The following is a 10,144-nucleotide window of genomic DNA, read 5'->3' as shown; positions in this document are numbered from 1 at the left end:
CCGCGCACTTTGCGGGCTCAAACCGCCGTCACCACTAGCTCCGCAGGACCGGCTTCGTACTAGCTTCGCGTCGCCGCCCCCGCCCGCGTAGCCTGGAGTCACCGGGTACGACGAAAGACTGTAGACTGTTCCATCCTCCCCGCTAAAACCGCTCAACGTACACATTTGGCCAAAAAAAATCGCCGCAGCCAACGCTGCAGCGCTTCAAGTGTGCCGGCCGCCGCTGCCGGGAATAGCGGCCGGCGGGGGAGAGCACGATTAGTTGCTGTTCATGTATTCCCGGAGCTTTTTCTCCTCATCCGTTGTGGGCGTTGCTTCACCGGACTTGAAGTCGTGGATCTTCTCAACGGAGAAGTGGCTGGAAAACGCCATTTCTCCGTCCGTCATATCATGTTGTTTTTGGAACCGAATGATCTGCTCTGCAAATTTTGATAACGCCATGTTTGTGGGCCCTCCTCAACGTTTCTATTATTAAGCATAGCGAATTGGCCGTGATTCGTCAAAGTTTTCAGCGCCTGCTATACTGATGTATGAGAGGAGTCTTAAGCCATGACAGATAACACGTTAGCGGCCTTTCCGCAGGGTGAATTTGCAGCGTTTTCCACTGCCCAGATGGCGCACTTTCTGCCTTACCGAGCGGGCATGAGCCAGCAGGCCATCGAAGAGTTCTTCGGCGCAGACTTGGGCACCAAGGCCGACTTCGATTCGACCCACCTGATCGTCTTCGACCACGGCCGGATGCTCAAGGTCAACCCCGGGGAGATCGTCGTCAAGTTCCCCAACGGTAAGTACAAGGTCATTACAGTCGATTATTACAACAAGAACTTCAATGAACCCATCGTGGTCGATGACGATCCCGGTGTGGATAGAAAGCAGGCTGCCCCCAGTGAGTAAAGAAGAATCCATCGCGCTGATCCGCGACTTAAGCAATGCCAACGGTGTCTCCGGCTTCGAAGATGACGTCGTGCAAATCGCCAAAGATTACGTGGCGCCGTATGCCGACGTCCAAGAAGACCACATGCGCAACTTGCGCTTGAGCCGGCACGGCAATACCCAGATCAAACCGCGCTTGATGCTGGATGCCCACAGCGACGAAGTGGGTTACATGATCCAGGCCATCAAGCCCAACGGCACGATGCGTTTTGTCACCGTGGGCGGCCAAGCGGCGGTCACGCTGCCGGCGCACAAGGTCCGGGTACGCAACAATGACGGGGACTGGCTGCCGGGCATCATCACCAGTACGCCGCCGCACTTCATGACGGCCGAGGAACGACGGACGCTGCCGCCGGTCAGCGCACTGACCATCGATGTCGGCGCCACCAGTGCCGATGAGGTCCGGACCAAGTTTGGCATCGACGTCGGTGCGCCAGTCGTACCTGCAGTGCAATGCGAGTACATCCCCCAGTCCGATACGCTGCTGGGCAAGGCCTTCGACAACCGCATCGGCACGGCCTTGCTGCTGGAGACGATCAAGGACCTGGCCGACGAGGAGCTGGCGGTCGATGTCGTCGGCTCCCTGTCCAGCCAGGAAGAAGTGGGTGAGCGCGGAGCGACCGTGATGGTCCGCAAGATCCAGCCGGACTTGGCCATCGTCTTCGAAGGCGCGCCCGCCGACGATACCGTCATGCCGGATTACATGATCCAGTCCGGGTTGCACCGCGGCCCGATGCTGCGGGACTTCGACACGTCGATCATCGCTAACCCCCGTTTCCAGGCGCTGGCGATTCAGACGGCGCAGGCAGAGGGCATCAAGTACCAGCGGTCTGTCCGCTCCGGCGGCGGGAATGATGGTGCCGTGATCAACCTTTACGGCGGGGCGCCGACCATTGTCATCAGCGTGCCGGTGCGCTTTGCCCACACCGCCTACTGCTACATTGCTTACGATGACTTTGCAGCCGCCAAAGCATTGGCCATCAAACTCATTAAACAATTGACGCCGGCCGTCATCGATCAATTCTAACGGAGGGTACAAAAACAGCCGCAGGCACATGCCGCGGCTGTTTTTGTATTCGCGCTTCGGTTAGAACGTGCGCATTTGATTCAGCGGCCAATAACGGAGCTTGACGACTCCGACGATGCTGGATTTCTTAATGAAGCCCAGCATCCGGCTATCCTTGGAAACGTTGCGGTGGTCCCCCATGACGAAGTAGCTGCTGGCTGGGACCTTGTTGGTATGGGTCGTGGCCAGGGTCTTGAGGGAGAAATTGTTGGTGTACAGCGTGCCCGAGGGCAGCTCGGATTCGTAAGTCTTGAGGAACGGTTGAGGGTATTTCTTCCCGTTGATATACATCACGTCGTTCTTCGATTGGACGGTGTCGCCGGGCATGCCGATGACCCGCTTGATGTACAACGCCCCGGGTTCGTCCGGCGCCTTCAAGATGACGATGTCGCCGCGGTCGATCTTATCGTGGCGCAGGGCAATGATCCGGTCGCCTGATTCAAACGTCGGCTGCATGGACGGTCCGGAGACTTGATCGTTCGCCAATACAAAAGTGAAGAGCAGGACCACGATGCCGACGAAGACGACGGTCAGCCCGATCGTTTGCACGAGCCAATGGCCAAAACTTTCTTCCTCTTCCGGTGCCCCTGTTTTCTTCGAATCCTTCAAACTGTCCACATCCCTAATGTAATAAAGTCACCAATTATTCTACCGCATTCCCCAGGGGTTGGCGAATCACGTTAGGCTTGAGCAGTCTGGGCGGCCGTCAGCCAGGCTTGCCACAGGTCCGCGGTGAGGGCCGGCAGCGGGGTCGGTTCGGTGCGCCGCAGTTTGCGAAAGACCCGAGGAACGGGCAGGGCGATGATCGTGCTGAGGATCTGACTGGCGGCCAGGGCATCGTGGGGATGTTCCCGGTTGGTGACGGCCGACAGGGCGACGTCAGCGGTTAAGTATGGGTTGAAGTTGCCTAAGACGACGGATTCCTCCACTTGCTCCGCAGTCGCCAAGGAGAGCGCCGCATCGGCCCCCAGCGTGTAATTTTGAGTCACTTGCACGTGGCGCAGCCACTGTTCGACGACGGCCGGATCGATGCGCGGATCCGCCAGTTGAACGTGCCACGGGTAGCCGTTCACCCGGCCCCAAGCGATGGCTTGAGACAGCGCCGGGCTGCCGTTCGTCGTGACGAAAGTAAGCGCGTGGGGGCGGCCAGCGGCGTGCCAGATGTAGGCCAGGGTGGTATAAATGCCCAGAGCAGCCAGGGCGAAACGATTGGGATCGGCCGTACTGCCGGGATCCACCTCAGCCCCCGGTGCAAAGGCAACGCGCTGGTCATCAACGGTCATGCTGATCAAGCGCTGGGCCAGCGGGTCGCCCGTGCGCAGCGTCCGCACGGCCGCCGGTGTACCGATCCGCTTCGCCGCCGTCAGAATCGCGGCGGTCTCCCACCAGTCAGCCCCTTCGGTAAACCACGGACCGTCGGTGGTGGGATACCACAGCGTCGTGAAATCAGCATTCGTTAATGTGTCCCCGTTAAACAGTTCCCAGACGGGCATGTGCGCCGCCGTGACCCCTTTGGTCAACGCGGGTGCCGCCACTTTGGCTCGGGTGCCGGGGAACCAAGCGGCCTGACACGTCTGCACAAAGTCCGGCCAGCTGATGTCCGCCGCCACCGGCGGCAAGAGGATCGATGCCGGCACGATCGTTTCTGTCGGTTCTGTTTGTTCCGGCCCTTCTCCATCCCGAGTGATACTGTTTTCCTGCTTCCATTCAATTGCCATGGAGATCCTTCTTTCTATCGCAATAGCGCTTACTCATCTAGTTTACCGCAAGCAGCACCGGCTGGCGACTTTGCGCGAACGCCGTCAGCGCTTATAATAGTGACCATGATGATTGGAGAAAAGTATTGGCAGCGCCTGGCCGCACTTACCGAGCGGTATGCCGCCACCGCCCCAGGCATCCGCGGGCGCGTGCGGGCCATGCAGGTATTTGCTGCCGCCCTCCAGGCGCACCACTTGCCGCCGGCACCGCTGCCCCGTTTAGCGCTAGCGGAAGATGAGCTGGCTGCTTTGTTGTGGGCGTATCCGGGAGAATCCGACCAGATCCGCACGCTAGACCATTTGTTAACGGAATTCCGGCATGTTATTTCCCGCGAATTCGGTGTGTGGGCGATGATCACGGTACCCTTTGTTGATACCCTGGCTGCTGCTTGGCAGGACCGCCGGGTCGTGGAACTGATGGCCGGCAACGCGATGCTGTCCGCGGGTTTGGCCGCCCGGGGCATCACCGTGTCCGCCACTGACGACCGCTCCTGGGCAGCCGCCAACGGCACCGGGGCCGTGCCCTGGTATCCCGTTCAGAATATAGCGGCGCCCGCCGCTGTCGCGCAAACGCTGCCTTCAACAGATGCTTACGTCTGGGCGTGGAGCCCGGACGGCAGCCCCGTGGATTGGCAAGTGCTGCAACGCTTACGCGCGGCGCAGTTCAGCGGGGATTTGCTGATCGTCGGGGAATACCGCGGCGTCACGGATTCTGCAGTTTTCTGGAATCATGCCCACCTGCACACGACACCGTTGACCCGAGCGCTGAACCGAACACTGCACCGCTTCGACCTGGTCAACGAACGCGCTTTTCTCATCAGTTAGAAATGAGGTCTTGAAGATCAAAAAGAAACTGCTCCTCCTGCTGGGCAACTTCCTGGCATTCTTCCTTATCGTCTGGGCCTTCAGTATTAACGACCAGCAGACGTACCAGGACCGGCTGAACCGGAATGGCCTCTCGGCTGATGCCTTGCGGGTCCACACAAAGAGCCGGGAGACTATCCCCAGCTTGCTCACGAAGCTCAGTCAGAGCGGCTTGACGAATTACCAAGTGCAAATTACCGCTCCAGCGCACAAATCCGTGACGTATGTCTTCGCCGCTGGCAATTATACCCAGCTGCCGATCAGTTCCGGGCGCATGCTGGGGGATACAGACTTCAGTGCCCCTGTGCCGTTCGTTGTCGTGGGCGATGCGGTGACGGAGAAGCTCTACCAGCCGGCGAATCAGAAGTATTACGATACTGGCAACCGCTACCTCAGTGTGGTGGGCACCGTGGGCGCGGCGAAGAAGGCCGATATCAATAATCACGTGTTCATCTCGCTGTCCACTGACCAGTCAATGCTGACGAGAAGTCTGCGCCGGTACACGATCTACATCGATGGAACGCTCGCCACGACCAAGCAGAAAACTGCGAAAAAGCTCTTCCAGGCCAGCCGGTTCACGAAAGCCAAATATACCGTCGCCGGTAGTAACGGTCGGCAAGTCAGTCCACTAGTTTGGACGATTGCCATCCTGGCCATCGCGCTGCTTCTCCTCATTGGCCTGGCCCGAGCGTTTGTTGACCGCCAGCGGCAGCTGCTTAATGCCAGCCGCTTGGACCGACTGCTTTACCGCCATTTGCAATACGGATACATCCGCCAATATTTCTTATATGGCTTGGTCGGCATGATCGCCGGCTATGTCGCGGCCTCCAGCTGGTTGTACCTGCTCAGTTATCATCAGATCTTCGTTACCGCCGCCCTGTTCGGTCTCCTGCAAGCGGTATTGGTGGTGACCGCAATTTTGCGGACCAAGCAGCGTTACGTGTTAACCGAAGCCGAGGAAGATGCAGAAGAGGAGGAAGAAAACGATGACTGACCTGCCAGCCGGGTTTGCAGAAAAGTACCAGCACTTGCTGGGCACTGAAGCCCCGGCGTTTTTAGCCAGTTTTGACGAGGAAGCCGATAAGGGCTTTCGGGTCAATCCATTGCATCGCGCTGCAGATTTCTTGCCACCAACAGACGATCCGGTCCCCTGGAATACCCAAGGCTATTACGGCACCGTAGGCGGCCGCGACCCGGCTTTTTGGACAGGTGCCGTATATTCCCAGGAGCCCAGTGCCATGGCGGTGGCCCAGCAACTCGGTGTCCAGCCGGGAGACCGCGTCTTGGACGTGGCCGCCGCCCCTGGCGGCAAGACCACTGACCTGATTGGCCAGATGGGGGTTAGCGGCCTGCTGGTCAGCAACGACATTGATCACGGCCGGGCCAAAATTTTGAGTGAAAACGTGGAACGCTGGGGAGCGACCCAAACAGTCGTCACCAGTGCACCGCCCGCCGGCTTGGCTACGGCCTTTCCCCATTTCTTCAACCGTATCCTACTGGACGCCCCGTGTTCCGGGGAGGGCATGTTTCGTAAAGACCCGGCGGCCATGCAGTATTGGCAGCCCGCATACCCGGCCGAGTGTGCTGCGCGGCAACGAGGTATCCTCACGGATATTATGCCCATGCTGACGGATGAGGCGGATCTTGTTTACTCCACGTGCACGTTCAGTCCGGAAGAGGATGAACAGATCATTACCTGGTTGCTGTCGACTTACCCTGGGCTCAGCGTGGTTCCCATTCCTTTGATCGGCGGCATGACCGCCGGCCGACCGGAATGGGCGGATGGAAACACGGCATTGAGCGGCTGTGCCCGGCTGTGGCCGCATCTCGTCCGGGGGGAAGGGCATTTTGTGGCCCATTTGCACTACCAGCGGCCGCTGGCCGACCGCCGCCCGGCGGCGGCTAAGCGCAAAAAAAAGACCGCCCACCCTGTGACGGTCCCGCTGACCCGGGCAGAGACCCGGTTATTGACTGATTTTTGGAAAGAAACAATGACCATCCCGCTGCCCTCGTCGGTCAGCCGCTTTGGCGACCATGTGGTGGCGCTGCCGCCAGAGTTTCCAATGGCCGCGAATGGGCTGCGTATTCTGCGGCCGGGACTGATCATTGCGGATTTGAAACGCGACCGGCTGGTTCCGAACCACGCCTTGGCGTTGGCCTTACCCGCCAGCGCCTGGCGGTACCGGGCCGACCTGACGATGTCAGACGCCGAGCGCTACCGCCACGGCGAGACTTTACCAACGACGATCGGCGGCCGCCACTGGGGCCTGGTCACTTTCGCCGGCACGGGATTCGGCATCGGTCATTGTGTGAATGGCACGATTAAGAATTTTTATCCCAAGGGATTGCGCGTTTAGGGCAACACCAAACGCCGTTGCCTGGCATAGCTCAGAAGCAGCTCATCATACCAGATGGGCTGCTTTTTGAGTGCAGTGATCGTGTCCGCGTTGACCAGGGCGAAGAGGGCAGGAAGCTGCGCCAGCCATTGCCGGAGCATGGCTTCCGCCGCCTCTGGCCCCTCTTTCTCTAGCGGCCGCAGTACCGCACCGGCGACGCCCACGCCGCTGGCGCCCAGGCGCAGAGCTTTCAGCACCTGGAGGGGATCGCGAATCCCGCCGGAAGCCAAGATTGTGCCCGGGAAGGCCCGGCTTTCTAATACGCTCTGGACGGTGGTCAAGCCCCAATCGGCCAGGTAAGCATAGGCATGGTCGGGGCGGCGGGCGTTCTCGATCTCGGCGAAGTTGGTCCCTCCGCGGCCGCTGATGTCGACCGTGGTGATGCCGGCCGCCGCCAACTGGGCGAGTGTCTCAGCACTCATCCCGAAACCGACTTCCTTAACGACCACGGGCACATCCACAGCAGCGGCAATCGCTTGAATATGGGCGAGCCAATCAGGGGTCACACTGCCTTCCGGCATGATCGTCTCCTGCACGACATTCACATGGATCTGCAGGGCGTTGGCAGCCAGCAGCCGCACCGCGGCCTGCGCATCCGCCACCGTCTTGTCAGCGCCGATGTTGGCGAGAATAAAGCCGTCCGGATCATTCTCCCGCACAATGGTAAAGCTGTCCGCCAGCACCGGCAGCTTCAGCGCCGCGGACAGAGAGCCGGTGGCCAGGGGCAAGTGCAGCCGGGCGGCAATCGTCGCCAGCTGGCCATTGATCACCTTGGCCCGGGCAGAACCGCCGGTCATGGCATTGATGTACAGCGGAGTGGGAAAGTGCCGACCCAGAAAAGCGGTGCCGATGTCGACTTGGTCAGTGGCAACGGCGGGCAGGCTTTGGTGTACAAAGTGGACCTGGTCCAGCCCGTTATCATCGCCGTGGAAGCGGGTGGCCAGGGCTAAGTGTTCGTCTTTGCGGCGAGAATACGGGTTTTTCGGATAGGGGTGCTTACTATCGGGCATCAGCGGGGCTCCTTTCTCTCTGGATAATACTGGATCCCGGGACCGGCATGGGTAACGACGACCCGCGCTGTCGGGAAATGGTCGGCGAGCCACTCTTGGACCGCGGCTACATGGTCAGCCAGCGTCAACAGCTTCACGTTCGGCCCCGCATCGATGGTGGCATAGACCGGTACCGGGGCCGCGGCCCGCCAAGCTTGGATGCCCTGGACTAAGGCCAGCGTCGCCGGCAGAAAATACGTGAAGGGCGGCCGCGCTGCCCACGTCAGGGCGTGCATCGCCAAGGCGTTACCCTCGGCGATGGCCCCGACCCGGGGGAAGTCCCCAGCGGCCAATGCCGGCAGCAGCGCCGCCAAGTCGCGCTCGGCCCGCTCGGTCCACGCCGGAAAGTAGCTGGACGTGGCCACGGTCTGAGCCATCCCGGCAGTACTGCCGATGGCCTTGGGCTGGTCAGAGAAAATCACGGCCAGCACCCGGATGTCCTGCAGCAAGGCGGGAGCCGCCGCCACTGGCAGAGCGTAAGAAGAGGCATCGTCCGTCCCGGCATACCAGCGAACAAAACCGCCAGCTACCGACCGGGTCGCCGAGCCGGACCCATGCCGAGCGATACGGCTCAATTCCTGTTCGGTCAAGTGCAGTCCAGCGGCTTGGGCCGCCGCCGCGGCCAGTGCCGCCAGACCAGAAGCAGAACTGGCCAGACCGGCGGCGGTGGGCACGTGATTCCGGCTGATTACTTGGGCCGGCAGCGTCAAACCGGCACGGCGGCGCACTTCGTCCAGGACCCGGACCGCTTTGGTCAAGGCCCCGGCACTGACCGGCTGCCCGTCAATGGTCAGACTGTCACCAGGGCAGTCCCCGCGGAATCGGACCAAGGTATCGGTATAGAAATCGGCCAAAGTCAGCGACAATGAATCGTTGGCCGGCAGCATCAGTTTGGGATCTTTCTTCCCCCAGTACTTGATCAGGGCAATATTTGTATGGGCGCGGGCCCATTGCGGCGTCGGCATCATGCGGGCACCTCCCCGGAATCCAGCGGATCGATCCACGTCGCCGGTGCGCCAGCGGCTTGCAAGGCCGATGCCACGTGCTGGGCGGCGGGCAGATCGGGGCAAAGCGCAATGAGGCAGCCCCCCCGGCCGCCGCCGGTGAGCTTAGCGCCGAGGGCCCCAGCTTGGCGGGCCACGCCGATGAGCCGGTCCAGAAGGGGATCACTGACCGTGAGCGCTTGCAGAATGGCCTGGTCATGATCGAGCAGTCGCCCCAGCGCGGGCAAGTCATTGTCTTTGATGGCCGTGCGCGCCTGCTCGGCAATGTGACCCAGGGTGGTCAGTGCACCATTGACCTGGGTGGGCTGCTCGGCTCGAAATTTTCTTACTGCAGCGACCGCGGGACCTGTCTCTCCTTGCTTCCCCGAATCGGCAATCACCAGCACACCGCGCAACGGATCGCGCAGCCGCACGAGCGGAGCCCCCTTAACGAACCACAGGGGGACAGCACTGGCTGCTGTCGCGGCGTCAATGCCGCTGGGGGTGCCGTGAATGATGTCTTCCGAGACACTGGCCCACTCCTGCAAAGCGGCTGCCGTCAGCGGCACGTGGGCGTAATGATAAAACGCTCGGGTCAGCGCCACCGCAGTGGCCGCGCTGGAGCCCATGCCGCGGGCGGTGGGCACTTGGGAGTCCACCGTCACGCGCAACTGCGCGGTAATCTTAAAGTGCTCGACCAGCGCATGCCACAGCGTCAGCGGACCGCGCAAACTGGCCGGCGCCGTGGCGGTCGGACCAGTAAAAAACGACGTCGTCAGCCAATCCGGTTCACCGGTGTTCTGGTCAGTGACGGTGATGCGGCAGGGGACGGCCTTCAGCGGTAGACAAATGGCCGGCTGACCGTAAACCACCGAATGGTCGCCGAGCAGAATGATTTTGGCGTGACTGTTACCTATTCCTTTTTGCATGAATCCACCTCATTGGTTAGTTGTATATCGTTTCAGAAAACATCGTATGAAAATCGTCCTTCCTATTGTGCTATGGAATGCGGGGGAACGCAACCGCGGGGGGCTCTGGCCCAGGAAACTACGAGTTGCGCAGATTGAAGGCTGGAACGGTAGAGGCCGACCCGACA

11 protein-coding genes are annotated in these 10,144 nt (G+C 60.7%); 5 read left to right on the top strand and 6 right to left on the bottom strand.

What is annotated here, in order from left to right; translation table 11 throughout:
• Nucleotides 1-258: 258 nt before the first annotated feature.
• Nucleotides 259-441, bottom strand: a complete 183-nt coding sequence (locus L248_RS01675; protein ID WP_022528310.1) for an LBP_cg2779 family protein — start codon at nt 439-441, stop codon at nt 259-261.
• Nucleotides 442-549: 108 nt separating this feature from the next.
• Here L248_RS01675 and L248_RS01670 point away from each other — a divergent pair, with 108 nt between their 5' ends.
• Both L248_RS01670 and L248_RS01665 read left to right on the top strand, forming a co-directional pair.
• The gene (locus L248_RS01670; RefSeq protein WP_022528309.1) at nt 550-894 is read left to right on the top strand and encodes a hypothetical protein; all 345 of its coding nucleotides are present in this window, start codon (nt 550-552) and stop codon (nt 892-894) included.
• Entirely contained in the window at nt 887-1,960 is a 1,074-nt protein-coding gene (locus L248_RS01665; RefSeq protein ID WP_022528308.1) for a M42 family metallopeptidase, read from the top strand. Before L248_RS01670 ends, L248_RS01665 begins: the two co-directional genes overlap by 8 nt.
• A gap of 60 nt (nt 1,961-2,020) precedes the next feature.
• Here the strand turns inward: L248_RS01665 and lepB are convergent, their stop codons facing one another.
• Both lepB and L248_RS01655 read right to left on the bottom strand, forming a co-directional pair.
• Nucleotides 2,021-2,608, bottom strand: a complete 588-nt coding sequence (gene lepB, locus L248_RS01660) for a signal peptidase I (protein WP_040534227.1) — start codon at nt 2,606-2,608, stop codon at nt 2,021-2,023.
• Nucleotides 2,609-2,679: 71 nt separating this feature from the next.
• Entirely contained in the window at nt 2,680-3,717 is a 1,038-nt protein-coding gene (locus tag L248_RS01655; RefSeq protein ID WP_022528306.1) for a hypothetical protein, read from the bottom strand.
• Between the two features lie 99 nt (nt 3,718-3,816).
• On the opposite strand from L248_RS01655, the gene L248_RS01650 reads away from it, so the two are divergent.
• From L248_RS01650 to L248_RS01640, 3 genes are read left to right on the top strand one after another with little or no spacing between them, the layout of a single operon-like run.
• A complete protein-coding gene (locus L248_RS01650) occupies nt 3,817-4,581 on the top strand; it encodes a hypothetical protein (RefSeq protein WP_022528305.1) in 765 nt (254 codons plus the stop codon).
• Nucleotides 4,582-4,591: 10 nt separating this feature from the next.
• On the top strand, nt 4,592-5,614 hold the full coding sequence (locus L248_RS01645; protein ID WP_022528304.1) for an ABC transporter permease: 1,023 nt from the start codon (nt 4,592-4,594) through the stop codon (nt 5,612-5,614).
• The gene (locus L248_RS01640; protein WP_022528303.1) at nt 5,607-6,977 is read left to right on the top strand and encodes an RsmB/NOP family class I SAM-dependent RNA methyltransferase; all 1,371 of its coding nucleotides are present in this window, start codon (nt 5,607-5,609) and stop codon (nt 6,975-6,977) included. The genes L248_RS01645 and L248_RS01640 overlap by 8 nt, the downstream gene beginning before the upstream one ends.
• On the opposite strand, the gene fni is transcribed toward L248_RS01640, so the two are convergent.
• The 3 genes from fni to mvk are packed head-to-tail and all read right to left on the bottom strand — an operon-like array spanning nt 6,974 to nt 9,977.
• Nucleotides 6,974-8,026, bottom strand: a complete 1,053-nt coding sequence (gene fni, locus L248_RS01635) for a type 2 isopentenyl-diphosphate Delta-isomerase (protein WP_022528302.1) — start codon at nt 8,024-8,026, stop codon at nt 6,974-6,976. The genes L248_RS01640 and fni overlap by 4 nt on opposite strands.
• A complete protein-coding gene (gene mvaD / locus L248_RS01630; protein ID WP_022528301.1) occupies nt 8,026-9,033 on the bottom strand; it encodes a diphosphomevalonate decarboxylase in 1,008 nt (335 codons plus the stop codon). The genes fni and mvaD overlap by 1 nt, the downstream gene beginning before the upstream one ends.
• Entirely contained in the window at nt 9,030-9,977 is a 948-nt protein-coding gene (gene mvk / locus L248_RS01625) for a mevalonate kinase (protein ID WP_022528300.1), read from the bottom strand. Before mvk ends, mvaD begins: the two co-directional genes overlap by 4 nt.
• Between the last annotated feature and the right edge of the window lie 167 nt (nt 9,978-10,144).

Source organism: Schleiferilactobacillus shenzhenensis LY-73 (genome assembly GCF_000469325.1).
In the GTDB taxonomy this organism is placed as follows: Bacteria; Bacillota; Bacilli; order Lactobacillales; family Lactobacillaceae; genus Schleiferilactobacillus; species Schleiferilactobacillus shenzhenensis.
Note: the sequence above shows the minus strand (reverse complement) of the source record. Positions and strands in the feature narration are given on the sequence as shown.